General features: G+C 69.2%; 24 protein-coding genes and 1 pseudogene. 21 read left to right on the top strand and 4 right to left on the bottom strand.

Features of this window, described 5'->3' with window-relative positions; all coding sequences use genetic code 11:
* From fxlM to AB0A95_RS29350, 3 genes are all read left to right on the top strand, one after another.
* Positions 1 to 2,088, top strand: coding sequence for a methyltransferase, FxLD system (gene fxlM, locus AB0A95_RS29360; RefSeq protein WP_357558976.1), 2,088 nt, complete (start codon positions 1 to 3; stop codon positions 2,086 to 2,088).
* Between the two features lie 107 nt (positions 2,089 to 2,195).
* Positions 2,196 to 3,320, top strand: a complete 1,125-nt coding sequence (locus AB0A95_RS29355; RefSeq protein ID WP_357558975.1) for a hypothetical protein — start codon at positions 2,196 to 2,198, stop codon at positions 3,318 to 3,320.
* A 9-nt stretch (positions 3,321 to 3,329) separates the two neighbouring features.
* Positions 3,330 to 3,644 (top strand): hypothetical protein, encoded by a 315-nt coding sequence (locus AB0A95_RS29350; RefSeq protein WP_357558974.1) that lies wholly within the window; start codon positions 3,330 to 3,332, stop codon positions 3,642 to 3,644.
* A 327-nt stretch (positions 3,645 to 3,971) separates the two neighbouring features.
* Here AB0A95_RS29350 and AB0A95_RS29345 read toward each other — a convergent pair whose 3' ends face one another.
* Positions 3,972 to 5,057: a branched-chain amino acid aminotransferase gene (locus AB0A95_RS29345; RefSeq protein WP_357558973.1), complete on the bottom strand. Its 1,086-nt coding sequence runs from the start codon at positions 5,055 to 5,057 to the stop codon at positions 3,972 to 3,974.
* 152 nt (positions 5,058 to 5,209) lie between these two features.
* On the opposite strand from AB0A95_RS29345, the gene acpS reads away from it, so the two are divergent.
* The 16 genes from acpS to AB0A95_RS29265 all read left to right on the top strand — a co-directional run bounded on the left by acpS (position 5,210) and on the right by AB0A95_RS29265 (position 22,005).
* A complete protein-coding gene (acpS, locus tag AB0A95_RS29340) occupies positions 5,210 to 5,656 on the top strand; it encodes a holo-ACP synthase (RefSeq protein ID WP_357558972.1) in 447 nt (148 codons plus the stop codon).
* Positions 5,657 to 5,873: 217 nt separating this feature from the next.
* Positions 5,874 to 7,211, top strand: a complete 1,338-nt coding sequence (locus AB0A95_RS29335; protein ID WP_357558971.1) for a DUF6421 family protein — start codon at positions 5,874 to 5,876, stop codon at positions 7,209 to 7,211.
* The gene (locus tag AB0A95_RS29330) at positions 7,204 to 8,322 is read left to right on the top strand and encodes a branched-chain amino acid aminotransferase (RefSeq protein WP_357558970.1); all 1,119 of its coding nucleotides are present in this window, start codon (positions 7,204 to 7,206) and stop codon (positions 8,320 to 8,322) included. Before AB0A95_RS29335 ends, AB0A95_RS29330 begins: the two co-directional genes overlap by 8 nt.
* Before the next feature lie 12 nt (positions 8,323 to 8,334).
* Complete coding sequence (locus tag AB0A95_RS29325) at positions 8,335 to 8,910, top strand: hypothetical protein (protein ID WP_357558969.1); 576 nt, start codon at positions 8,335 to 8,337, stop codon at positions 8,908 to 8,910.
* Positions 8,904 to 10,121 (top strand): ATP-grasp domain-containing protein, encoded by a 1,218-nt coding sequence (locus AB0A95_RS29320; RefSeq protein WP_357558968.1) that lies wholly within the window; start codon positions 8,904 to 8,906, stop codon positions 10,119 to 10,121. The genes AB0A95_RS29325 and AB0A95_RS29320 overlap by 7 nt, the downstream gene beginning before the upstream one ends.
* A gap of 2 nt (positions 10,122 to 10,123) precedes the next feature.
* A complete protein-coding gene (locus tag AB0A95_RS29315; protein ID WP_357558967.1) occupies positions 10,124 to 11,218 on the top strand; it encodes an aminotransferase class IV in 1,095 nt (364 codons plus the stop codon).
* Positions 11,219 to 11,252: 34 nt separating this feature from the next.
* A complete protein-coding gene (locus AB0A95_RS29310) occupies positions 11,253 to 11,543 on the top strand; it encodes a ferredoxin family protein (protein WP_357558966.1) in 291 nt (96 codons plus the stop codon).
* Between the two features lie 18 nt (positions 11,544 to 11,561).
* Positions 11,562 to 13,085, top strand: a complete 1,524-nt coding sequence (locus AB0A95_RS29305; RefSeq protein ID WP_357558965.1) for a radical SAM protein — start codon at positions 11,562 to 11,564, stop codon at positions 13,083 to 13,085.
* A gap of 1 nt (position 13,086) precedes the next feature.
* A complete protein-coding gene (locus AB0A95_RS29300; protein WP_357558964.1) occupies positions 13,087 to 13,371 on the top strand; it encodes an acyl carrier protein in 285 nt (94 codons plus the stop codon).
* Positions 13,364 to 13,936: an alpha/beta hydrolase gene (locus AB0A95_RS29295; protein ID WP_357558963.1), complete on the top strand. Its 573-nt coding sequence runs from the start codon at positions 13,364 to 13,366 to the stop codon at positions 13,934 to 13,936. Before AB0A95_RS29300 ends, AB0A95_RS29295 begins: the two co-directional genes overlap by 8 nt.
* Positions 13,906 to 15,474: an amino acid adenylation domain-containing protein gene (locus AB0A95_RS29290; protein WP_357558962.1), complete on the top strand. Its 1,569-nt coding sequence runs from the start codon at positions 13,906 to 13,908 to the stop codon at positions 15,472 to 15,474. Before AB0A95_RS29295 ends, AB0A95_RS29290 begins: the two co-directional genes overlap by 31 nt.
* Positions 15,464 to 16,888: a S8 family serine peptidase gene (locus tag AB0A95_RS29285; protein ID WP_357558961.1), complete on the top strand. Its 1,425-nt coding sequence runs from the start codon at positions 15,464 to 15,466 to the stop codon at positions 16,886 to 16,888. The genes AB0A95_RS29290 and AB0A95_RS29285 overlap by 11 nt, the downstream gene beginning before the upstream one ends.
* Positions 16,885 to 18,168 (top strand): MFS transporter, encoded by a 1,284-nt coding sequence (locus AB0A95_RS29280; protein WP_357558960.1) that lies wholly within the window; start codon positions 16,885 to 16,887, stop codon positions 18,166 to 18,168. Before AB0A95_RS29285 ends, AB0A95_RS29280 begins: the two co-directional genes overlap by 4 nt.
* Positions 18,134 to 19,357, top strand: a complete 1,224-nt coding sequence (locus AB0A95_RS29275) for a hypothetical protein (RefSeq protein WP_357558959.1) — start codon at positions 18,134 to 18,136, stop codon at positions 19,355 to 19,357. Before AB0A95_RS29280 ends, AB0A95_RS29275 begins: the two co-directional genes overlap by 35 nt.
* Positions 19,350 to 20,537, top strand: a complete 1,188-nt coding sequence (locus AB0A95_RS29270; protein WP_357558958.1) for an ATP-grasp domain-containing protein — start codon at positions 19,350 to 19,352, stop codon at positions 20,535 to 20,537. Before AB0A95_RS29275 ends, AB0A95_RS29270 begins: the two co-directional genes overlap by 8 nt.
* A 109-nt stretch (positions 20,538 to 20,646) precedes the next feature.
* On the top strand, positions 20,647 to 22,005 hold the full coding sequence (locus AB0A95_RS29265; RefSeq protein ID WP_357558957.1) for a glycosyl hydrolase family 18 protein: 1,359 nt from the start codon (positions 20,647 to 20,649) through the stop codon (positions 22,003 to 22,005).
* 92 nt (positions 22,006 to 22,097) lie between these two features.
* On the opposite strand, the gene AB0A95_RS29260 is transcribed toward AB0A95_RS29265, so the two are convergent.
* Positions 22,098 to 23,078: a GNAT family N-acetyltransferase gene (locus AB0A95_RS29260; RefSeq protein WP_357558956.1), complete on the bottom strand. Its 981-nt coding sequence runs from the start codon at positions 23,076 to 23,078 to the stop codon at positions 22,098 to 22,100.
* A 280-nt stretch (positions 23,079 to 23,358) separates the two neighbouring features.
* Here AB0A95_RS29260 and AB0A95_RS29255 point away from each other — a divergent pair, with 280 nt between their 5' ends.
* On the top strand, positions 23,359 to 23,787 hold the full coding sequence (locus tag AB0A95_RS29255; RefSeq protein WP_357558955.1) for a hypothetical protein: 429 nt from the start codon (positions 23,359 to 23,361) through the stop codon (positions 23,785 to 23,787).
* Between the two features lie 250 nt (positions 23,788 to 24,037).
* Here the strand turns inward: AB0A95_RS29255 and AB0A95_RS29250 are convergent, their stop codons facing one another.
* Positions 24,038 to 24,328, bottom strand: coding sequence for a hypothetical protein (locus tag AB0A95_RS29250; protein ID WP_357558954.1), 291 nt, complete (start codon positions 24,326 to 24,328; stop codon positions 24,038 to 24,040).
* 215 nt (positions 24,329 to 24,543) lie between these two features.
* Complete coding sequence (locus AB0A95_RS29245; RefSeq protein ID WP_357558953.1) at positions 24,544 to 25,464, bottom strand: cation diffusion facilitator family transporter; 921 nt, start codon at positions 25,462 to 25,464, stop codon at positions 24,544 to 24,546.
* Between the two features lie 146 nt (positions 25,465 to 25,610).
* Between AB0A95_RS29245 and AB0A95_RS29240 the strand changes: the two are divergent.
* Positions 25,611 to 25,741 (top strand): annotated as a pseudogene (locus tag AB0A95_RS29240) (transcriptional regulator); the annotation flags it as partial.

Here is a 25,741-nt window from a genome sequence, read left to right as displayed (position 1 = left end):
GTGGATCTCGATCACGAACCCGACACCGAGCCACCAGGCGTAGCGGCGGTAAGCCGATGGCGCCAGCTCAACCTGACCTTCTCGGACTGGCAGACCGCTGAGGACTTCGCCGCCACGCGGCTCGCCCCCGAGCTCACCGCTGCGGAAGACCACCGCGCGATCGTCGCCTTCTGGTTCATCCGCAAGAGCGCGACGTGGCGGCTGCGGCTACTGCCCGGCGACCGGCTCGCCCAGGTCTACGCCCTCCTCGCCGCCATCACCGACGACGACCGCATCCGCGGTGTCACCGAGCCCGTCTACCGGCCTGAGGCGTACGCCTTCGGCGGGGAACAGGCCATGACGATCGCCCACACCCTCTTCCACGCCGACAGCCGCCACATCCTCGGCCATCTCGCCACCGCCGGCGGCGGCACCCATCGGCGAGAACTCGGCGTCCTGCTCGCCACTCGCCTCCTGCGCGCCGCCGGACTGGAGTTCTCCGAGCAGGGCGACGTCTGGCGGCTCCTCGCCTCGCGCCGGCACCAGCCGAACGCCCACGCGCCGAGCCCACGGCTCATCGCGGCAGTGCAGCGCCTACTCACCGCAGCCGACGACACGGCCAGAAGCCCGCTCGTCATCACCCCGCAATGGCCGAGAGCCCACGAGCAGGCGGGCAGTGACCTCGGCTTCCTCGACCGACACGGCGCGCTGACCCGCGACCTACGCGAGGTGCTGACCCACCACCTTGTGTTCCTGTTCAACCGGCTCGGCATCTCCGCCGCTGACACCTGGCTACTCGCGACGGCGGCCGTGAACCTCACCTTCCACCACCCCTTCGACACCCCATCCGGCTGTCAACCTGCCGCCAAGATCGGAAGTAGGGTCAACGCAGTGAACAATTCCCCCACCGCACCGGGAACGTCGAGTGCCGCGACGCTGCGCGAACAACTCGCCAGCACGCTCGAACAGCGCGGCCACATCCGATCCGCCGCCGTCGCGCACGCGTTCCGTACGGTCTCCCGCGAGCAGTTCCTCCCCGGCGTCGACCTGGAAACCGTCTACACCCGCCGCCAGATCGTCACCAAACGAGACCCCAGCGGTGCCGCGTTGTCGTCCGCGTCAAGCCCCAGCCTTGTCGCGGACATGCTCGAACAACTCGCCCCACAAGCCGGCCACCGCGTCCTGGAGATCGGCGCGGCCACCGGCATCAACGCCGCCCTGCTCGCCGAGCTGACCAGCCCCGGCGGCACGGTCGTCACCATCGAACTCGACCAGGACCTCGCCGACGGCGCCCGCGCCGGCCTCGACCGCGCCGGCTACGACACCGTAAAGGTGATCTGCGGTGACGGTGCCCTCGGCCACCCCGATCACGCGCCCTACGACCGGATCATCGTCACCGCCGGAGCGTGGGACATCTCCGCCGCCTGGTGGGAACAACTCGCCGACCACGGCCGCATCGTCGTACCCCTGCGCGTACACGAAAGCGGCCTGACCCGCTGCTTCGCCTTCGACCGCACCGGCCCCCACCAGCTCGTCAGCACCACGACACCGCTGGTCTGTGGATTCGTCCCCATGCGCGGCAGCACCGAACACGCCGGCCACCACGTACGCCTCGACACCGACGTGGCCCTCAAACTCGACGCCACCGACCAGCCCGATCGCACCGCCCTCGCCAACGCCCTGAGCCACCCCCGGCTCGAACGCTGGACCGGCATCCAGGTCAACGACGCCGACCCCATCGGCCACCTCGACCTGTGGCTTCTCGTCCACGCCAACAAGCCGTTCGGCCGCCTCGGCGTCGGCGACACCGCCCGCACCAGCAGACTGGTCACCCCCGCCTACCGATGGGCCGGTGCCGCCATCTACCACGGCGGCACCATCGCCTACCTCGCCTTCCAGGACGCGGGCAACGGCCACCACGAACTCGGCGCGATCGCCCACGGACCGGACGCCAAGGCGCTCGCCACCGACCTGACCGGGCTGCTCGACCAATGGGACGCCGCAGGCCGCCCCAACCAGCCCACAGTCACCGCCCATCGCGCAGGAACCCGGCCAGCCGGAAGTGACGACATCAGGCGATCCGACACCATCCTCACCATCTCCTTCTGACCGCATCCACGCCGGGGCGGTGGGGCCCTGTCCCGCTCCGGCGTTCCAGGGACGAGCGCAGCACCTTGTTGCCACCATGCGGCCCTTACGCAGCAGATGAGGACACCATGACTCCGTCTCTTGCCGCCACCATCGCCGGCCGCTTCCCTCTTGTCGCCCGCAAACGACCGCCCGCCAAACCTCTGGACGCTCGGGTAGACCGGCTCGTCAGGCTCACCGAGACCGCACACCGCGAGAGCGATCCGGACAAGGCGTCCATGGTCTTCAACGGGGCCGCCCTCATCGCCTCCGACTGCGGAGACCCCCACCTTGCCCGCACCTGGTGCCGCCGCCACGCACGCCTCTACCTCAACCAAGCCCCGCTGAACGGCTACACGGCCCGCTTCGCTCTCGAACCAGTCGTCAACCTCGCTCGCCTCCGCATTCGTGAAGGCGACGGCGAGGGCGCGTACCGCCTACTCACCCACCTGCACGCGGCCATCGTCGGCGGCACTCACGCTCTTCTGGACGATCTGGAGATCCATCCTCGCCACCTTCCCACCGACCACGAAGAACTAAATCAGATCAGGAGTTGGCTGCGCGACACACTGCTCTCCGACGGAACTCGCGCCCTCGCCCTCGCCGGACGGTGGGACGACGCTGCGACCCATGTGCGCCGATACGACGGAATCGGGCCTACCCTCCTTGACGGACGACAGGTCGCGGTCGTTGCTCACCTCCTGCGGGACGAAGGGCCGTCAGCAGCGGCTCTCCTCACGGCCACCAAGGTCGAAACGCCGTGGGAGCAAGCGGTGCATGGGCTCCTCAAGAGCTGGCAGGAACTGGCTGCGGGTCGCACCCACGTCAACCACGCTGACCTCATCGAGCGAGTGTCAGTCGTACCACGAACCACCGGGTTAACCGTCTTTCGCGTTCGCCTCGGACTGGCGGCCCTGGACCTCTCGGTGGACCTGCCAATCGACGTCGTAGATGGCCTCACCAAACAACTGGTGGCAGATGCTGTTCACGACGAGGACGCGAACGCGGCGCGCGACCTCATCAATCACTCGGCTGTCGCGGCCGATAGCCACGGGACGCTACGTCCCTTGTTGAAGGCGAGCGGGTTAGACCAGGGCTACCTGCCAGCAACGGCGAGTGATCAACTTTCCGTAGCGCTCGACCTGGCCGGATCCGTAATAGCTGGGCGACGAGATCGAGGCCGGGAAGCAGGATTACGTGAACGGAAACATTAATCTGACTTCATGGCGCGTCACGCCAACGTCGAGGTCGATGTGAGCACGACCTACCTCGCAAGTGTGGCACTGGAAGAGGTCGAACGAGCCCAGGCGGAACTTGAACGCCACCTGACAGTCCGACCGACCGGAGAGTGCGTGACGTGTGGTCAGGTCGAACCGTGCTCCGGACGCCAGGAGGCCGGCACCACGTTCATCAAGCCGTCGACCGGGTGCTTCCGGGTGTGCCGCGCAACCCACGGTGGATGCTGCCCGATCTCGTGGTTCGCGTTGCCGACCGACAGCGACGGTCACGAGCTGAGCGGGACGGGATCGGAAGCCTAGAGGGCTGCGCCCGCCCCATGAGAGGCGGGCGCAGGTCATGCGGCGCGTGGCGGTACGGGTTGGTGGAGCCGGAGCAGTCGGGCGAGTGTGGCGGCTCGGTCGACGGTGGGCGGCACTTGTGGCCGCCTTGGTATCCCCAGCGGGGGCAGCAGCCGGAAGAGGACGCGCAGACATAATCCGGACCCCTGTGGATCGTGGCGATCGTCGCTTACATCCGGGTACACGCGATCCGCTGCCCGGAGGTTGCCGCCCACCCGGAAATGTTCTCCGGGAATTTCGGCGGCCGGGGTCGGGCGGTGCGGACGAGCCAGCCGCGGACGTTCGTCGTCACACGAGGCGGGTCATCCAGCCGTACGGGTCGGCGGCCCGGCCGTACTGGATGTCGAGCAGATGGCGGCGCACCCGCATGGTCACCGAGTCCTCGGCGCCGGCCTTCGGGGCCGTCACCTCGCCGCCCTCCCAGACCAGGCGCCCGACCGGCGTGACCACGGCGCCGGTGCCACACGCGAAGACCTCGGTGATCGCGCCGGACGCGACGCCCTCCTGCCATTCCCTGATCTCCACCGGGCGCTCCTCGACCTCCAGGCCGAGATCCTTGGCGAGGACGAGGATCGACCCCCGGGTGACGCCCTCGAGGATCGTGCCGAGTGCCGGAGTGATGATCTTGCCGTCGGCGGTGATGAAGTAGAGGTTCATGCCGCCGAGTTCCTCCACGTAGCGGCCCTCGGCGGCGTCCAGGAAACAGACCTGCTCACAGCCGTGCTCGGCGGCCTCGACCATGGGCGCCAGGCTGGAGGCGTAGTTGCCGCCGCACTTCGCCTCGCCCGTGCCGCCCCGCGCCGCCCGGGTGTAGTGGGTGGAGAGCCAGATGGAGACCGGCTTGACGCCACCGGAGAAGTACGCGCCGACCGGGCAGGCGAGCACCATGTAGGTGATCTCCTGCGCCGGGCGGACCCCCAGGAACGGCTCGGACGCGAACATGAACGGCCGCAGGTAGACGCTGTACTCGTCCTGATCCGGCACCCACACCTGGTCGGCGCGGACCAGTGCCTCGACCGAGGCCATGAAGTCCGGCACCGGCAACTCGGGCAGTGCCAGCCGCCGGGCGGAACGGGCGAAGCGCTCGCCGTTGGCGTGCGGCCGGAACGACCAGATCGAGCCGTCCCGGTGCCGGTACGCCTTCATCCCCTCGAAGATCTCCTGCGCGTAGTGCAGCACGGCCGCCGCGGGGTGCATGAGGATCGGGCCGAAGGGGATGACCTCGGAGTCCTGCCAGCCGCCCTCCGGCCTCCACACCGCCCGTGCCATGTGGTCGGTGAAGTACCTGCCGAACCCCGGATTCGCCATGATCTCGGCTCGCTGCTGGGCGCTCGCCGGGCTCGGGTTCTGCTGCAACGGGAACGACAGAGTCATGGCCGGGTCCTCTCACTGTCCGCGTCCCTGAGCGCTCAGGTCACCGAGAACGAACACGCAGGGGAAAATTTGTCAGATGACAGGTGGAGAATACCGATCGTATTGTCGCCGATCGTAGACAGACCTCAGCGACCCGGAGGGGCGGCGCGGCAGTGAGCCAGGGTGACGAGCGGATCGCCGCGGCCGCCGCCGACGCCGCCCGTCAGGTGCTGGGCCGGGTGGTCGTGTGTGCGGGCACCGACCTCGTCGACGTCGACGACGTCCGGGCGCTGCTGGCCCGGCAGCCCCGCTTCGCGGAGCGGCACTTCACCCCGGCAGAACGCGCCTACTGCCTGCTCGTGCGCGACCCGGCGGAACGTTTCGCCGTCCGTTTCGCCGCCAAGGAGGCGGTGTTGAAGGCCTTCGGGACCGGCCTCAGCGGGGCGGGCCTGCGGGAGATCGAGGTGGTCCGCCGTCAGTCCGGGCAGCCGGCACTGGCCCTGGCCGGGCGTGCGGCGACGCTCGCCGAAGCGGCAGGTGTCCATTCCTGGCTGATCACCCTGACGCACAGCCGGCATTTGGCCTATGCCTTCGTCGCGGGTGTCGGCCGTCCGTCCTGAGCCGCCTCCATTTATCTGCCCGTCCAAGTTGGACATACGGCCTCATATCATTTGATTGACGGCCGATGCCGCATTAATGACTTTTGGCTAATCGGCACGAAGGTTCGATCGTGACCATGAACAGATAATTGCAGCACAATCGGGCAAAACAAGAGGCAGTCAAGATCAGCAATTCTGGCGAGACATTGCCATCTATATCCCAGATAGCGAGAGCCGTTTGACCGAGCCGGGGCCGCGCCGGAAGATTCTGATCAAGCGGTTCCTCGGGGGGATGGGCTACTTTCGCACAAACTTCGGGGTGCATCACGGGTGGGTGCCGAGACGGCATCGATGCTACCGAGAGGATAATGTGGAGCCACGCACGCTCTCTCAGATCCTGGAATTCGAGCGTCGCATAGTGCCGGTGGTCGGCCTGATCCGCGCAGCCCAGATCCGCGGCGACGGCGACCAGGCGACCGCGCAGCTCGACCAGCTCTGCCGCGACGTCGAGCAGCTCGACCCGCTGATGCCGGCGAGCCAGATCGAAGCCACCGTCCACGACCTGCGGGCCTGGTCAGACTCCGGTTTCCTGGAGAAGCCGGCCTTCGATGCGACACGTGACACCGTTCCCGCACCCCGCGACGGGGAGGCCGCCGCCTTCGTCGGGCCGGTCACCCTCCCGAACGGCGACGGCTCCCGCGGCGCCTTCCTCGAGGCATTCACCGTCGTTCGCCAGGACCCGGACTGCACCGCCGAGCTGCAATCCCGCTATCCGCACGACAAAGCGGTTTTCCAGTCGACTCGACTCCTTTCCGCTTCTCCTGGGCTGCGCGACGGAAACTGCGTCGTCTTCTTCCCGGAAAACATTCCGACGGCCACGCCGACAGTGGACCAGTCGTTCGCGTGGTTTTTCTTCAACCGACACACGACCATCTACGCCCGCACGTTGGAAATTGTGGCCCGGCTCTGTGGCGCCGACTCCCCGTTCGCCGATTCCAAGGTGCTGACGTCGGCCGACGTCGACCCGGAGGACGTCTATCAGGCTCGCTGCGTCTGGGGCTACCTGCACGACTACTACCACCACACCGGCCCCCGTCCCCTCGATCAGCACCTGGCGTTGAAGACCAAGTGGCGCACCGGTCTCGCCGAGGAGCTCAAGGTCGATCTGAAATCGGCGATCGCCTGCCACGAGGAGTCGGTGCCGTACGGCGACGTCATCTTCGAGTACATCATTCTGGAACGGCTCTTCCGCTACCCGGCCGAGCCGCGCCCGTTGCGCAACTTCGACTCCGGCACCGGCTTCGCCCTCGGCACCTGGCTTGCCGAGCACGGCCTGTTCACTGTCGGCGACGACGGCCGGCGCAGGCTGGCCGGCAAGGCGGAGATCGTCGCCTCGGCCAAGGAGCTCGTCCGGACGATCGAGGACGTCGAGGCGATCACCGACGACGAGACCTATCGCGAGAAGATCACCAGTTTCCTGTACGAGAGACTGCTTCTGGAGCCGACGAGCAAGACGGACAGGTGCGGCGGCCCCCGGGCATCCCTGAGCCTCTGGGGCAGTGAGGTCCATGTCTGACGGGGCCGTGACCACCACCGACAGTGCCGCCGCCCTCCGCGATCCCGGTTTCTGCCGTTTCCACACCGACCACACCGCCGTCGTCCACTGGTCGTCCGACCACGGCTGGTCCGACCATTCCCTCGAACCGTACGCCCCGATCACCATGGATCCCGGCACCCTCGTGCTGCACTATGGACAGAGCGTCTTCGAGGGTCTGAAGGCTTTCCGTCAGCCCGACGGATCCGCCGCGCTGTTCCGCCCCGCGGACCATGCCCACCGCTTGGCCCGATCGGCACGGCGGCTGGCGATGGCCGAGATGCCGGCCTCTGTGTTCCTGGCCGCCTGCGCCGACCTCGTCCGCGCCGACGACAGGTGGCTTCCCGGGGAGCCGGGGCAGGGCCTCTATCTGCGCCCGCTGATGATCGCGACCGAGTCCGCGCTCGGCCTGCGTGACTCCCGGCGCTACCGGTGCACCTTCCTGGCCTATCCGGCCGACCCGTGTTTCGGGCGGGCCTTCGCGCCGATCTCCGTGCTGACCTCGACGGACACCGTCCGTGCGGTACGCGGCGGCGTGGGCGAGGCGAAGTGTTCCGGCAACTACGCCGCCAGCCTGCTGACCCGCAAGCAGGCCAACGCGCGCGGGTACGACGAAGTGCTGTGGCTCGACGGCCTGGAGTTTCGCTGGGTCGAGGAGCTCAGCGGCATGAACGTCTTCTTCGTCTGGCGCGCTGACGACGAGCCGCACGGCGTGCGACTGACCACCCCGCCGTGCCAGGGGACGATCATGCGGGGCGTGACCCGCGACTGCGTCATCACCCTGGCCGACGATCTCGGCATTCCGGTCGCGGAGGAGCCGACCCCGATCGACGCCGTCCTGACCGGTGCCCGCTCCGGACAACTCGTCGAGATGTTCGCCTGCGGAACGGCCGCGGTGGTCGTGGCGGTCGGCCGGATCGCCGACGGAGACGGCGACGCGCTGATCGGCGGCGGCCAGGAAGGCGCGGTGACCGCCCGGGTGCGGCACACGCTCATGGAGATCCAACACGGCATCCGTCCGGACACCCACGGATGGCTGCGGAGCGTACGCAAAGACCTCGCATCCGTGCACAGCTCGACCGACCGACAGTAAGGGAGATGGCGGATGCCTGACGCCAACGGCCGTTCCACAGCGGGTTCCGGCTCGACCACACTGCCGCACGTCACCACCATCCACACCCTCGGGCCGACGGGGACGAACCTGGAGAAGGCCGCGCACCGCTGGTTCGCCGACCGACAGCGCCCGGGTCGGGTGGTCCTGCACGCCGAGGTCGAGGATGGGCTCGACGTCATGACGTTCGACGGCACCGAGGCGATCCTCGCCTGTGCCGTCTACCCGCGTCTGCACGACCTGGTGTTCGGCAACCTGCATCGGCTCACCATGGCCGACAGCTTCATCCTGGACACGTACGAGATGGTGCTCGCCGCGCGTCCGGGCCAGGAGTCCGTCCGCACCATCGTCACCCATCCCGCCCCCAGCTGCCTGGTCACGAATCGGGGCACGATCTCGTACGCGAGCAGCAACTCCGTGGCCGCCGCCGTCTGCGCGGCCGGGGAATTCGACGCCTGCGTGACCACCGACCGGGCGGCACGGGCCGAAGGGCTGCGCACGCTGGAGAACTTCGGTCCGGTGCCGATGGTGTTCACCCTGCACGTGGGAAAGGCCGGTCCGGCGTGTTGATCATCGTCCAGCCGCTGTCGGCCGGAATCCAGCTATCGAGCCGACTGGTGGCGGCCGGCGTCCCGTGCCTGATCCCGACGCAGTTCCCCGACCTGCTGCCGGCGGAGGTCCACTCCGGTGCGCGCGTCGTCGACTGGCATCCGGATCACGGCGTGCCCGCTCTGCTCGACGTCGTCGACCGGCTGGGGGTGACGCCGACCGGCGTCATCGCGGGCTTCGAGTACGCCGTCGGCGCGGCGGCCGAGCTGGCCCGCACCCTCGGGCTGCCGGCGCTGAGCCAGGACACGGCCGAGGCCGTCCGGCAGAAGGACGTCATGCGGGAGCGCTGCGTCAAGCACGGCATCGCCGTCCCCGCATCGATCACGATCCGGGCCGACGAGGTGGGCGAATGCCCCTTCGCGTTCCCGGCGGTCGTCAAGCCCGTCGACTGGGGCGGCAGCCTGATGGTGCGCCTCGTCCGGGACGCCGACGAATACCGACGCGCCTGCGCGGAGATCCACGGGTACGGCGAGGTCAAGTTCCACAACGATCCGCGGCGGGTCGCCCTGGTCGAGGAGTACGTCGACGGCCCCGAGTTCTCCCTGGAGGGTTGGGTGGACTCGGCCGGGCTGCATCTGGCCAGCATCACCACGAAGCTGGTCAGCGCACCGCCGCAGTTCTTCGAGATGGGCCACGTCGCCACACCGCCGCACAGCTCACCGCACGGACGGCTGCTGCGCGAGTTCGCCGCGCAGGTGGTCGCCGCCTTCGACATCGCCGTCGGGCCGTTCCACATCGAGACCCGCATCGCCGCGGACGGCCGGCCGGTGCTGATCGAGGTGGGTGCCCGGCTGGCCGGCGACTGCATCCCCGAACTGGTCATGGCGGGGCCGGGGGTGGACCTCTACCTGGCGGCGGCTGCGGCGGCCCGCGGCGGCAGTTACGAAGACGAGCCCGTCTCGTCGGTGAGTGCCGGGCTGGCCTTCGTCACCACCGATCGGCCGGGCGCCTTCGCCGGCACCCTGTCCGGCCTCGAGCCGTTCCTCGACGCCGACGAGTTCGAACGGATCGTCTTCGAGGCCGAGCGCGGTGCGGCGCTCGATCCCGACGACATCTTCCACAACCGGGTCGCCCAGGTGTATTTCGTCGGCGCTCCAGGCCGGGTCGAGGACCTGGTCGGCACCGTGCTGCGCGACGTGCGGGTCGATATATCCGACAAGGAAGGCAACTGAGCGTGAGCAAGGACAACGATCTGGTCGTCGAGACGACGACCGCACCTCGCTCGAAGCCGGAGGCCGACGTGCCGACGCGCCCGGGCAGCGCACTCACCGACCACGCGTACTCGATGCGGTGGAGCAAGCGGCGGTCGTGGCAGGCCCCGACCATCGCCGACCGCGACCGACTGCCGTCCGTGCGGCCCACGTCCTCGGCCCTCAACTACGGGCAGGCGGTGTTCGACGACCTCGCGGCCTACCGGATGACCGACGGGTCCGTCGCGGTGTACCGCCCGGACAGCCACATCAAGCGGCTCAACAACGGAGCCCGGCGGATGGCCCTTCCGCAACTGGACTTCGACCGCGTCTGGCTCGCGATCCGCCGGCTTGTGGACCTGGACGCGGCGTGGGTCCCGGCGGAGGCCGGGTCGGCGCTGCTGCTGCACTCCGTGCTGGCCGGCAACGGCTCGACGCTCGAACTCGCCCCCGCCGAGGAGTGCCTGTTCACGATCGTCGCCAGCCCGCTGACACGGCAGGCTCCGGCCGAGCTGCCGGTGCGGGCGATGGTTGTCGACAACTACGTCCGGGCGTGGCCGGGCGGCACCGGCGACATCAACGCCGTCGGCAACAACGGGCCGGGGCTGGTCCCCCGGGAGATCGCCGCCAACTACGACTACCACCACGTGCTGTGGGTCGGCGGCGACCCGGAGCGCAGGGTCCAGCAGGTCGGCGCGATGAACGCGTTCTTCGTCATCGACGGCGTCCTGACCACGCCGTCCCTGGACGGCACCGTGCGGCCGGGGATCACCCGCGACTCGATCATCAAGCTGGCGCGTGATGCCGGGACCACTGTCGTCGAACGGCCGGTTCCGTTGGCCGAGGTGCTGCGGGGCATCAGCGACGGCCGGATCACCGAGTGTTTCGGCACCGGGACGATCGAGGGTGTCGTGTCCGTCAACGGCCTCGGCTACCGCGGGGAGGAATACCGACTGCCCGGCACCGTCGCCGTGGCGTCGCACCTCCGCGAGGTGGTCGAGGGTGTCCACCGCGGCGACCTGATCGACCGGTTCGGCTGGATGCGGCGACTCACCGAGGTTTCCACAGTCAACGCCTGACCACGGCGGCGCAACCCATCAGGAGATCCAGATCATGGCCTACGTCGTCACCGATGCTTGCATCGGCTGCAAGTACACCGACTGCGTGGACGTCTGCCCGGTCAACTGCTTCCACGAGGGCCCGGAGATGCTCTACATCAATCCGGAGGAGTGCATCGACTGCAACGCCTGCGTTGCCGAATGCCCGCCGGAGGCGATCTGGGCCGACGTCGAACTGCCCGAGGACAAGTTCGAGTGGATCCAGATCAACGGCGAACTGAGCCAGCAGTACCCGGTCATCTACCAGAGCGACGCCAATTCCGTCAGCAAGAAGTCCGCCTCATAAGGGATGGGATCGACAGACATGACCACCACCATCGAAAACTCGTTCATGCTCGGTCTCGACTCGAACTTCTACCTCAAGGACGACTTCGAGAGCCCGGAGAAGCGGACGAACGTCACCTGGTTCTACCCGAAGATCTGCGGCTTCCAGGACGCGCTGCGCACCGAGCAGGAGAAGGCGGAGTACTTCTCCTTCCTCGACCGCCAGACGCACCCGCAGCAGACGGACATCCTGCTGTACTTCCACATCCCCTTCTGCGAGGCGTTCTGCAACTTCTGTGCCTGCTTCAAGGAGTCCTCGGCGAAGTACCAGGGCGAGCAGCGGGTGCGGTTCGTCAAGGCCATGGTGAAGGAGATCGAGCGCAACGCCCGTTCGGCGTACTTCCAGGGCACGAAGATCAAGTACGTCCAGTTCGGCGGGGGTACGCCGTCGGCGCTCGACCAGGAGTCGATGGCGACGATCATCCAGGCCGTGCACCGCGAGTTCGACCTGAGCGAGGTCGACGGGATCTCGCTGGAGGGCAGCCCGCTCGGCCTGTCCACGGACGGCTACATCGAGATGCTCAAGTCGCTGGGTATCACCCGCATCTCGTTCGGCGTGCAGACGCTCAACGAGGACATCCGGCGCAAGCTGACCATCAAGGCCACCGTCGAGCAGGTCTACCAGACCGCGGAGAACATCCGCAAAGCCGGGATCCGGACCTTCGCCCTGGACCTCATGTACAACCTCGCCGGCCAGACCGACGAGATCCTCGCCTCCGACATCCACGGCATCTGCGCCGAGCTGCGCCCCAGCTTCGTCCAGACGTACCGGTTCAACCAGTGGGAGGGCACCCGGCTCGACAAGCAGATCCGGGCCGGCAAGGTGAGTGACGTGCTGCCGTCCGGCAGCATCGAGCGGGTCCAGTACCGCCTGATCAAGGACAGCCTGGCCGACTACGGGTACGACAGGCAGCTTCTGATCAACTTCTTCACCCACCTGGACGAGACCGGCCCGATCGGGCTGGACCACGCCTGCGGAGGCAACGGCTACCGGGCGAGTTACACACTGGGCATCGGCCCGGCCGCCGAGAACTACATGGGTGAGCGCAGCTACCGCAACCACACGAACGTGGACCGCTGGATCAAGGATGTCGAGGACGGCATCATCCCCATCGAGCAGGGCCGGATCTGCAGTGAGGACGAGGTGGAGAACCGGGTCATGGTGTTCTTCCCGGTCTTCGGCACCGTCCGCAAGGCCGACGTCGCCAACCTGGAGAAGTACCGCCGGGAGATCGACTGGATGGTGGCCAGCGGGTACGCGGTCGAGACCGACGAGGCGATCACCCTCACCGAGGTCGGCCGGGAGAACGCCGGCAACATCGCCTTCCTCTTCTACTCCGACGAGGAGAAAGCGCGGGCCCGCCGCACCATGTACCTCTCCCTGAAGAACAAGCGCAACCCGTTCCACCAGGACGAGATGAACATCCCCCGGACACCGGTCTTCCTCCAGTCCAAGCTGGCTACGCGGCCAGCCGACGCCAGCGCCGCGCCGAAGGCGGGCTGACGTGACGACCGCCGACCGGAAGACCCACGCGGACATCGAGGACGACCTGCGGAAGATCGCGGCCGAGGTCTTTCCGAACCACGACGTCGAGCTGACCTCGACCACGCCCCTGTTCAACGGCGGGCTCTCCCTCAACTCCACCCAGATGATCGAGCTGACGCTGGCCTTCGAGTCGTACTACGACATCGAACTCGAACCGGAACTGCTGACGGTGGAGCACTTCGCCACCCTCGGCTCGCTCGCGACGATGCTCGAGGACCAGCTCAACGACGACTCCTATGTCTGATGCGGTCCGCGTCGTCCTGGTGCACGGCAACGCCGGAGCGACAATCGACGGCATCTGGTTCCCGTACCTCAAACGGGAGCTCGAGCTTCGGGGCCACAACGTGGTGGCACAGACCTTTCCCGACCCGATCAAGGGTCGGATGCGGTACTGGCTGCCCTACCTGACCGACGTCATCCGGCCGGACGACCGGACGGTCATCGTCGGGCACTCGTCGGGAGCCCTGACCGCGCTGCGGTACGCGGAGTCGGCGCCGCTGCTGGGCACCTTCGTGGTGGCCGGGCACCACACCGACTGCGGCTTCGAACTCGAACGGCGCAGTGGGTTCTTCGACAGGCCGTGGGACTGGGCGGCGATCAGGCGCAACCAGCGCTTCATCGTCCAGTTCCACTCGACCGACGATCCGTGGGTCCCCGTCGAGGTGGCCCGGGAGCTGCACCGGCTGACCGGCAGCCGCCTGACCCTGATGGAGGGGATGGGCCACTTCGGGTCCTACGACCAGAAGTTGGACACGTTCCCGGAACTGCTGGAGGCGGTGTGCCAGCAACTCGAGACGGCCGACCGGTGACCGGCGACCCGCTCCGCTTCGTCGACGAGGTCCTCGACCGCCGCCACGACGACGACGCCGTGGCGGTGGTCGACCTGGCCACGAACGTGCAGGTGTCCTATCGGACACTGGCCCGGCGCACCCAGGCGCTCACCGACCTGCTGACTCCCCTCGTCGGGCGGCACGACACCGTCGCGATGGTGCTGGACAAGTCCATCGACTCGGTGGTCTGCATGCTGGCGGCGCTTCGGCTCGGCGCGCGGTACGTCCCCGTCGACGAGTCGTTGCCGCCGGCCCGGACGGCCCTGCTGTTCGCCAGGTGCCGCCCGACGGTGACGGTGGCGCATCCGGGGCATCTCGGGCTGGTCGCCGAGGCGGAGGCCGGCCGGGTGGTGGTCGCCGGTGAGTCCTGGGACACGCGGGCCGAGGCCGACTACCGGCCCTCGGCGTACGGGGACAGGACGCCTGACGACCAGGCGTACGTCATCTTCACGTCGGGGTCGACCGGCGGCCCGAAGGGCGTCATGATCAGCCACCGCAGTGTGTGCGCCCTCCTCGAAGGCGTCCAGGAGGTGGTCGGCTTCGAGGAACGGATGCGGTACCTGAACGTGGCGCCGCTGTTCTTCGACGCGTCGGTTGTCGATCTGTACTCCACCTTCCTGGTCGGCGGCAGCGTGCACCTGCTGCCCCGGCTGACGATGGCCGGCCAGGTCACGCAGGCGTGCGAACGGTGGCGCATCACCGACGTGTTGCTGGTGCCCTCGGTCATCCGGATGCTCCTCGGGCGGTTCAGCGACATCGGCCGTCGCGACCTGAGCTCGCTGCGGCGTCTGTGGTTCGGTGGCGAGTCGTGTCCGACCTCGCTGCTGCGGGAGATGGACAAGAAGCTTCCGGGTCTGACCTATGTGCACGGCTACGGCCCGACCGAGACCACGCACAGCGCCACCCTCTACGTGACCGACGACATCGCCAGCCACGACGACGAGTACCTGCCGATCGGGACCCCGCTGCCCGCCGTCGACGTCCTGATCGTCGACGACGACCTGCGACCGGTGCCCGACGGCGACACGGGTGAGCTGCTCATCGGCGGCCCGCAGGTCATGCTGGGCTACTGCGCGGAGCCGGCGAAGACCGAGCAGGTGCTGATCACGCGCGGCTCCCCGGAGATCCGGTACTACCGGTCCGGCGACTTCGTTCGGCGTACCGGCGACGGTCAGCTCGTCTTCGTCGGCCGCCGCGACGACGCCGTGAAGATCGCCGGAAACCTCGTGCACACCTCCGAGGTCGAGGCCGCCGCGCTCGCCGTGGACTGGGTGGTCGACTGCTGCGCGGTGGTGACCCGGCACCGGGTCGCCGGCCGGGCGATCACCCTCTTCGTCCTCGGCGCCGACCGGCCCGGAGCCGAGACGGACCTGACGGCCGAGCTGGCGCGGGTGTTGCCGCCGTACATGGTCCCGTCCGAGATCGTCATGATCGACGAGAGGGACGTCGGCCTGACGCCGACCGGCAAACTCGACAGGGGCCGCCTGCGCGAGCTGGTGGCGTCCGATGATCGATGACGAGATCGCCGCGTTCACCCGGCGGGGTGTGCTGACAGTGGTCCCCCGGGCGGCGTCCGGGCGCGTCCTCGCCGACGATCCCGCCGAGTTGCTCCGCCACCCGGTCGAGGAGTTCCTTCCCGCGCCGGCCACCGTCGACCGGGTCGCCGAGGCGCTCACCCGGGAGGGCCTCGCGATCGAGGCGCGCACCGACGTGGGCCTGACGGTCAGCGGTGCGCAGGCCCTGCTCCGGGACGTCTTCGGCAGCGCCGTCACAGTGGTGCGCAACAAGTACATCCGCGACTCCCCGCGCTACGAACTCGTCGCCGAGGGTCCGCTCCGCTCCCGGGTGTGCACCGACCTGATCAGCGCGGTCTCGGCGCCGCGTTCCGGCTTCGAGCTGACGGTGGCCGCGTCGCCGCCGGCGGTGCGCGGGAGCGGGCACCACCTCCGCCTTCCCGGCGACGCGGTCCGGGTGGCCGGAGCCGAGGCGCTGCACGCCGCCGGCGTCCGCGGCCAGGGCGTCCGGGTCGTCATGGTGGACACCGGTCTCTACGACCACCCGCACCACCGGCGGCACGGTTACCGGACCTCCGTCGTCGCCGCACTGCCGCAGCTCGATCCCGCGGTCGACGAACGCGGTCACGGCACCGCGATGTCGGCGTTGCTGCTGGCGGTGGCGCCCGGCGTGTCCCTCACGATGGTCAAGATGGCCACCGAGGGCTTCTCGTTTCCCGTCGCCGCGTTCCAGCGGGCGGTGCAGTTGGAGCCCGACCTCATCTCCTGTAGCTGGGGCACCCTGCGCTCGGAGCCCCATCTGCATCTCGAGGTCGCCAACGCGATCCGGCGGGGCTGCACTGTGCTGTTCGCCGCGGGCAACGGCTCGACCGACCGGCCGACAGCGATGTTCCAGTCCGTCGCCACCCCCGGCGTCATCACCGTCGGCGGGGTGCACATCGGCCCCGACGGCGCGCTACGGGCCGCCGACCTCGCCTCCAGCTACCGGTCGGCGGTCTTTCCCGGACGGGCCGTGCCGGACGTGTCCGGCCCGTGCGGCATGTTGCCCAACGGCAACTACATCCTCTTCCCGACCCAGCCCGGCTGCCTGTTCGACCGCCGCAACAGCGCCTACGACGGTACGGGTGCGGAGGACGGCTGGCTGGTGTCCAGCGGCACGTCAGGTGCCACGGCGTACGCCGCCGGCGTGGTGGCACTGGCGATCCAGCAGGGCCGGCCGACCACGGTGGAGTCGTTGACGGCCGACTGTGTGCCGGTTACGCGGGGCCGTTCCATCACCGGGGACGAGTGCGACGGGGCGAGCCCGAACCCCGCCACCGGCCACGGTCTGCTCACCGCGTACCCCTCGCACGGGGTTGTCGCTGCCGAAGGGCCGCTGTTACTCTCCTCGATGGACGGACGGGGGATCTCTGGGTGACTGGGCCATTGCGTGTCACCGGCAGAGAATCCCAGACCACCGACATCCGGCCGCACCAGATCGTGCGCTTCGTCGGCGGCCGGGGGGTCGCCGCGCTCGCCGACCAGTTTCTGCTGTTCGCCATTCCGCTGCTGGTCTTCAAGACCACGGGCAGTGTCGCCGCGAGCGGGCTCGTCTTCCTGGTCGAGTGGCTTCCACGGGTCATCTTCGTCCCCGTTGCCGGGGTGCTCGCCGACCGGGTCGACGGCTACCGGCTCTATCTGGTCGCCGACACGGTCCGGGCGTTGCTCGCCGCGGCCGCCTTCGCCGCCGTCCTGACGTGGCCGGGCGCGACGGTGGTGACGCTGAGCGTTCTCGCCGCGTCCATGTCGCTGGCCAGCGCCCAGGCGTACATCGCGATGGAGACCACGCTCCCCCGGTTCGTGCCCGCCGAGCACATGGTGCGGGCCCAGTCCGTCATCCAGGGCACCGAGCAGGCGAGCACTGTGCTCGGCCCGGCCATCGCGGTCGTGCTGGCCACACTGCTGGGAACGACAGACCTCCTGCTGGTGACCGGGGTGCTGTTCGCGCTCACCGCACTCAACGTCCTGACGCTGCGCGGCAGCCTGAGCAGTGCGGTCACCAACGCGGAGCCCACGACGGTACGCGGTGTGCTGGCCTCGGTGGCCGAGGGCGGGCGGACCCTGTTCAAGCTCCCCGCGATGGTGGGCCTGGTCGGGCTGACGATGATGGTGAACCTCATGGTCGGCGTCGGCATGGCGACCAGCGCCGCCATCACCACCGGCACGTTCGGCAAGCCCGACCGCTACTTCGGGGTGCTGTCCTTCGCCGAAGGCGTGCTCTCCTTGTTGATCTTCTTCTTCATCCCGCGACTGTCCCGGCGGATCAGCCCGCTGGTCGCGATCCTGGGCACGTTCGTGATCATCTGCCTGGGCGGGCTCGCGATCAGCCAGGCGACCTCGTTCACGCAGTTCGCCATCGGCTACACGTTGCTGATCGGCACTGTCGGCATCCTCAACGTCTTCATCCGCGCCGAACGAATTCGCCGCATCCCCCGCGAACACCTCGGCAAGACGATCGGCCTCATCGTCCTGCTGAACCAGGTCTCCCTGCCCGTCTCGGGTTTCGTCGTCGCCGTCTTCGCCACCGCGCACGGCCCACAGGCCGTGCTGCTCGGCTCGGTGCTCGGGTCCGTCCTCATCGCCGTTCTGTTGCTCCCGCTGGTCCTTCAACTGAGGTATCCCCATGCGCATCCTGGTCCTGCACCGAATCACCGATGACATCATCCGCTACGCGAATGGCCTCGACTTCGAAGCTCACGAGGTGACGTTCATCGGTACGGCCGAGCGCATGGCCACACTGCCCGCGCGGCTGCCCGGCACACGGATCGAACGGCCCGGCACCGGCGCCACGGAGGCCGAGGTGGTGGCGGCGCTCGCCGGCCAGCCGCGACCCGACCTGGTGATCGCCCAGTCCGAGTTCGACCTGATCGCGGCGGCCCGCATCCGGGAGGCGCTGGGCGTGCCCGGTCCGCGCGAGGCCGACGTGCTTCCCGTCCGGGACAAGGTCCTGATGAAGGCCGCCGCGTCCCGGGCGGGTCTGCGTGTGCCGCGCTATCTCCCGCTGGCCTCGGCCCTCGCCGGAGCCGCCGTCCCATGGTCGGGCAGGACAGTCCTCAAGCCGCTCGACGGCGCCTCCAGCCAGGACGTCCGCGTCTTCGACACCGCCGAGGCAGCCCTTGCGGCCGTACGCCGGGACGGCCTGCCCGCTGCCGCGGACCCGAACGGCTTCGAGATCGAGGAGTTCGTCGGCGGCCCGATCATCCACGTCGACGGGCTGGCCGTCGACGGCACACCCGTCACGCTCCAGGCCAGCCGGTACGTCGGCAGCTGTCTCGGGTACGCCGAGGGCAGCCCGCTCGGCTCAGTGCAGACGGACACTCCGCCTGCCGTCGTGGAGTGGACCACCGCCTGCCTACGGGCCGTCGGCATCACCACGAGCCTGTTCCACCTGGAAGGCATCGAGACACCCGACGGTCTGGTCTTCCTGGAGGTGGCCAGCAGGTTCGGCGGGGCCGGCGTGGCCGACACGTTCGAGCTGGCGACCGGCGTACACATGCCGTCGGTGCAACTGCGGGCTCTCTCGACGCCCGGCGTCCCCACCCCCGAGGCCCGTGACGCCGGCCCGGACGCCCGGTACGGCTGGTTCATCTTCCCCGGCCACACCCTCGGCGGGAGGTTCTGCGCGATCCAGGGCTCGGACGAGTTCCGGCACAACCCGCTGACCTGGCGCTGGGTGCAGCGCACCGAGGACGAGCCGGTCAGTCAGGTCCTCAGCTACGCCGAGTACGACGTGCCCATCGCCGGTATCGTCGGCCCGGCACCCACGGCCGTGCTCGACCAGTTCCTGCGGGACATGTTCGCCTCGATCAAGGTCACGGCCGCCTCCGAGGCGGGCAGCCATGTCTGAGCTGTTGCTGGTCGGTGTCGGTTTCATGGGCAGGCCCTACCTCGCCGCCGCGCGACGGCTGGGTCTGCGGGTCGCGGCCGTGGAGGGCGCGTTGCGAGCCGCGGACACGACCGGGCTCGTCGACCACATCCGGGTGGCCCCCGGCAACCACGACGAGCAGTGGGCCGAAGGAGCCTGGGCCGCCGCGGCGGACCGCAGGCCGGCCGGAGTGGTGGCGTTCACCGAGAACAACGTGCTCGGCGCGGCCCTGCTCCAGGACCGGCTCGGCATCCCCGGCCCGTCCCTGCACGCCGCGACCCTCTCCCGCAACAAGGCTCTACAGAGGGGCCTGTTCGCGGCGGCGGGCATCCGCCAACCCGAGTATCTGATGACCGACGATCTGGAGTCGGCGCGCGACTGGGCCACCGCCCGCCTGCCGGTTGTGGTGAAGCCACTGTCCTCCGCGGGGAGCGAGGGCGTGGAGCTCGTCGAAGACCTGGACGCCTTCCAGGACGCTGTGGCACGCCGAAACCACGAGGGTCCGCTCCTGGTGGAGACGGCGGTCGACGGCCCCGAATACAGCTGGGAAGCCCTGCTCAGCGACGGCAGGGTGTGGCTGGCCAACCTCACTGCCAAGGAGACCGCCGAGCCGCCCCACTTCGTCGAGATCGCGCACCGCACCGGCATCCAGCTCGACCACGAGGCCGCCGCCGAGGTGACGGAATTCTGCACAGCGGTGGTGGCCGCCCTCGGCATGCGTACCGGCATCGTGCACCTTGAGTTCCGGCTCGCCGCCGACGGGCCGACCCTGATGGAGGTCGCCGTCCGGACCCCTGGCGACTACCTGATGGATCTGCTCAGCCTCACCTACGGCCTGGACTGGTTCGAGATGGTCGTCCGGCTCGCCATGGCGATGCCCCTACCCGAGCCACCGACGGGCCCCGTCGCGTACGCGGCGAGCTATCTCCCCGTCGCGCCGGCCGGCATCCTCGTCGAGATGCGGGGCATGGCCGAGATCGAGGCACACCCGGCCTTCGTCGCGTGCGGTTGGTGGAAGCACCCCGGTGACGTCGTGCCGGCGGCGACCTGGAGTGCCGAACGCGCCGGCTACCTCATCGTCTCGGCGGAGACCCCGGCGCTGCGCGACGAGGCACTGGAGTTCGTCCGCAAGACGCTGACCATCGTCACCCGCCCGGGCTGACGGCACGGCGGGCGGCCATCAGCCGAGATCTGTAAACAACCCTTGCTATTAAGTCTCACTGACGTCAATATGTGGAGGTCACGGGTCGTCGATGCCTGGGGAGTGAGCCATGAGAAGCCGTCGGATTTTCGCAGTGGTAGCCGGGGCGGCGATGACCGTCGCGACCGCCGTCGCCTTCGTCCCCAGCAGCATGGCGGCCGTGCCCTCGGCCAACGCCGTCCCGATGGTCGCCTGCACCGCCCCGACCTGGGCCGAAGGCCCCACCTACCAGGCGGGCGCCCAGGTCACCTACGGCGGCCGGCTCTACCAGGCGCTCGTCACCCACACCGCGCACCCCGGCGCCGGCTGGAACCCCGCCGCGACCCCGTCGCTCTGGCGTGACCTCGGCGCGTGCTCGGGAAGCACGCCGCCGCCCACCACGGCACCACCGCCCACCACGGCACCACCGACGACCCCGCCACCCACCACGCCACCACCGACCACCGCTCCCCCCACCACGCCACCGCCAACCGGTGGGACCTGCGCGGTGAAGTCGCGACCGACCGGCAAGGTGTTGCAGGGCTACTGGGAGAACTGGGACGGGGCCTCCAACGGCGTACACCCCGGCCTCGGCTGGATCCCGATCACCGACAGCCGGCTCAACCAGCACGGCTACAACGTGATCAACGCGGCGTTCCCGGTGATCCGCTCGGACGGCACGGTCCTCTGGGAGAACGGCATGGACGCCGGCGTGAAGGTGGCCACCCCGGCCGAGATGTGCCAGGCGAAGGCGGCCGGCGCCACCATCCTGATGTCGATCGGCGGGGCCGCCGCGGGCATCGACCTGAGCTCCACCGCGGTCGCCGACCGGTTCGTCGCGACGATCGTGCCGATCCTGACCGCCTACCACTTCGACGGCATCGACATCGACATCGAGACCGGCCTGACCGGCAGCGGCAACATCAACACCCTGTCCACGTCGCAGGCCAACCTGATCCGGATCATCGACGGCGTGCTGGCCCGGATGCCGTCGAACTTCGGCCTGACCATGGCACCGGAGACGGCGTACGTCACCGGCGGCAGTGTGGTCTACGGTTCGATCTGGGGCTCGTACCTGCCGATCATCAAGAGGTACGTGGACAACGGCCGCCTCTGGTGGCTGAACATGCAGTACTACAACGGCAGCATGTACGGCTGCGCCGGCGACTCGTACCCGGCGGGCACCGTGCAGGGCTTCACTGTGCAGACGCAGTGCCTGAACAACGGCCTCACCATCCAGGGCACCACCATCCGCGTGCCGTACGACAAGCAGGTCCCGGGCCTGCCCGCGCAGATCGGGGCGGGCGGCGGCCACCTGTCGACGTCGCTTGTCACACAGGCCTGGAACTCCGTGCCCGGCCTCAAGGGCCTGATGACCTGGTCGGCGAACTGGGACGGGTCGAAGGGCTGGACCTTCGGTGACAACGTGAAGCGCCTACAGGGCCGCTGACGGCGACGGTGCCGGGCCCACCGCCAGTCGGTCGTCCGACAACAGGCAGCGGGCCCGGCGCCTCGACTGGTCGGCGTCTCGTCCGTTCCTGCTCAGCGGAGTCGATGACCGTCCAGGACGTACCTATCGACGCGATTGCCGTACCGGCCGATGCCCGGCCCTCCCAACCGGAAGCCCAGGGATTGGAAGAGCTGCGAGGACCGGACGTGCTGACTGTCGATCTCGGCAACGATCGGAAGACCCGCGAGGCCGCGGGTGATCCGGAGCTGGCCGAGCACGGCACTGAGCGCTTCGCGGGCGTAGCCGTTCGACCACCGCGCGGGGGTGATCCAGACCCCGATCTCGAGGTCGTCCGCCCGACGCTCGACGGCCACCACGCCGACCTGCTCGTCGGTGTGGCGATCCGCCACCTGGAGCCACACTCCGCTGCCCTGTTCGTGAGCGGCCCGGCCCCGGTGAAACCGGTCAGCCGCGCGCTGCTGGCTCCACGGGGCGCCGTCGCCCACAAGATGCGTCACCTCCGGATCAAGGGCCAGAAGGAGAAATGCCGGCAGTTCTGACTCCCGGTAGGGCCGCAGGAGCAGACGGGCCGTCATCAGCGTGGATACCCAGCGGTCGTAGCGGACACCGTCAGGGCCGTGGGGGGTGGGCCCCCTTCCCGGGGTCGCCAGAGCCTTCCCCGCCGTGCTGTCCACGTGGTCGGGAACCGCACCCTCGTGGCGATCGCCGGTGGTGGAGGTCCCGGTCGGCTCGAACATCAGAATCGACCCGCCCGGCGAGGACGGCTTGTGCTCGGTGCCCTTGGGAACCACGAAGGTGTCGCCCTGACGCAGGACGACAGTGTGTTCCTGCCCGGCCGCGTCGCGGTAGGCGACATTGAACTGGCCGTCCAGGACCAGGAAGAACTCGTCGGTGTCCTCGTGGACGTGCCAGACGTGCTCGCCTCGGGTGTGGGCGATCCGCACGTCATAATCGTTTGTCCGAGTCACGATTCGCGGGCTGTAGACGTCGTCGAACGACGCCAGCGCCTCGGACAGATTCACGACGGCCAGGTGAGCGGGAGTAATCGACATGGACCGAGCATCCCCCGGGGCCGCCGCGCCGGTCTTGGACGTTCTTGACGCCGACGGCACCCGACCGCCCGGTTGCCGGGGGTACGACCTCGACAACCGATACGGTGTGGGGTGAGCGGCACCGACTATGTCGCTGTCCTGCCACCCGCAGTGGTCCACGACGGCCGCCCCGCCGCCGACGCGCCCGGCTTCCGCAAGCGCAACCTGTACCTCGACCGGCGTTCCTGCGACCGAAGAGACCCCGCTCGACCTCGACGCCGCCGAGCCGCGACAGACCACTGTGGCAGGTGTCGCCGCGCTCGAATCCGCCGTACAGGAAGCGCCCGAGTGGGTCGTGCTGCGGTACGGCACGCTCTACGGCCCGGGCACCTGGTACGCCCGCGACGGCCTGATGGCTCAGTTCGCCGCCGCCGGGAGGGTCCCCGCCGACGCGGACGTGAGCAGCCTGCTGCATATCGACGACGCCGTCGCCGCCGCGGTCGCGGCTCTGCGGTGGCCGACCGGCGCGGTCAACGTCTGCGACGACGAGCCCTCGGCCGCCTCGGAGTGGGTGCCCGCGTTCTGCGCGGCGGCCCAGGTCCCGGCACCCGCGTCGACGGTGGGCGAGCGGCACGGCTGGGCGCGGGGAGCGAGCAGTCAGTTCGCCCGCACGGACCGTGGCTGGGTCCCGGCCTATCCCTCCTGGCGAGACGGATTCGCCACCCTGTGACCGGTCCGCTGTCACTGGTGCACCCGCCGGAAGCGGACAGGGCCGCAGCCGCTCTGGTTCGACGGCGGGATCTCGTAGCCGGTGGTCCACAGTTGCCGCCGGGTGGTGGGCGACGGTGACCGGTGCGCCTGTCCGGTGGGCGGAGAATATCCAGCCGCCAACCCAGTCGGTGTCGCGCCACAGGTTCACCCATCGCCACCCGACTCGATCGCCGATCTCGTGCAGCACCTCGTCGTCCCGGCAGCGCCTCTCACGCGCTGGCCGGCGAGGCACCCATCGGACGGGATGAGTCGTCGAGGCCCACGACGAGCAGCAGGCATGCGGTCAGTTCGGCCACCGCCATGCTCACGGCCATCGTCAGATCGGCCACGTCGGTGGCGCTCGCTCGCGGAGGTCCAGCGGCAGCGGTACGCCAGGTGGCGACGACACGAGCGGCCGCGTACCCGATGATCAGCACTGCCCCCACGACGGCCGGCACCGCCGTCCGCCAACGCCAGCCACCGTGGCGCCACGCGACGAGCAGCACCACCACCACGGTCAACGAAGGCCAACTCAGGGAGAGACCGGATTCGAGCGTAACGCCAGATCGGACGGGCCGTCAGGACGCCTGCGACATGGACGGCGGCGCACACCGCCACGGCGGACAGGAGGAACAGCCGAGGACGCACCGGCGCATCCTGCCACGAGCCGCATGAGCCTCCGTTGCGTGGCAGCGGCTTGCGTGCCGGTCAGGCCGGGGGGCCTCGATTCCCCTGTTCAGGGATGGGTGGGGTGTTCGTGCTCGGCGTGGCCCGCCGGTTCGAGTTGGAACGTGGAGTGTTCGACGTCGAAGTGCCCGGCCAGGCAGGTCTGGAGGGCGTCGAGCAGTTGTGGGGCGTGGCCGTCGTGGAAGCAGGAGTCGTCGACGACGACGTGCGCGGTGAGGACGGGCAGTCCCGAGGTCACTGTGTGTACGTGCAGGTCGTGCACGCCAAGGACGTGGTCGACGTCGGTGATGTGCTGGCGGATCTGTTCCAGGTCGGCCTCGGCGGGGGCGGCTTCGAGCAGGATGTTGACCGCGTCGCGCAGCAGCCGCAGCGCACGGGGGGCGATGACGAGGCCGATGAGCAGGGACACCATCGCGTCGGCGCGGGTGAAGCCGGTCACCGCGATGACCGCGGCGGCGGCGAGGACGCCGACGGAGGTGGCGGTGTCGGTGGCAACCTCGAGGAACGCGCCGCGCATGTTGAGGCTCGCGTCGCGGGCCCGGTAGAGCAACGCCACCCCGACGAGGTTGCCGACCAGACCGATCGCGGCGAAGACGGCCATGCCGCCGGGTCGCACGTCGACCGGTTCGAACAGACGCCGGGCGCCCTCGACGAAGACGTAGACGCCCATCCCGGCGAGGATCAGGCCGTTGACGGCGGCGGCGAGGATCTCCGCCCGCGCCCAGCCGAAGGTGCGCCGCCCGGTCGCCGGGCGGGCGGCGAGCATGGCCGCGCCGAGCGCGAGGGCGACACCGCCGGCGTCGGCAAGCACATGCCCCGCGTCGGCCAGGAGCGCGAGGCTGTCGGTGAGGACCGCACCGACGACCTCAACCCCGAAGATCACCACTGACACCATGAGTACGCCGGCCAGGGCTCGGCGGTGCCGCCCGGTCGCCGTCACCTGGTGGCTGTGGCCGTGGTCGTGGCCCATCAGCGGGTCTCCCTCACGGTGCCGGCATCGTCGCGCTGGCCGATCAGATCGGAAATCATGCTCACATGCGCATACTAAGATGATTGATCCGCGCCGCGTCAAGACTCAAGACCAAATAGTTCAGCATCTTGTTTATTCACCAGATGATGTACTGTCGGCTGGTGGAGACTCTGACGCACGGGCAGGTCCTGGCCCGCTTCGGTCACGCCCTGTCCGACCCGGTCCGCGCCCGGCTCCTGCTCGCTCTGCGCGAGGGGCCCGGCTACCCGGCGGACCT

The sequence above is a fragment of the Micromonospora sp. NPDC049230 genome (genome assembly GCF_040647875.1).
Classification (GTDB): domain Bacteria; phylum Actinomycetota; class Actinomycetes; order Mycobacteriales; family Micromonosporaceae; genus Micromonospora.
This window is presented reverse-complemented; position numbering and strand designations above follow the sequence as displayed.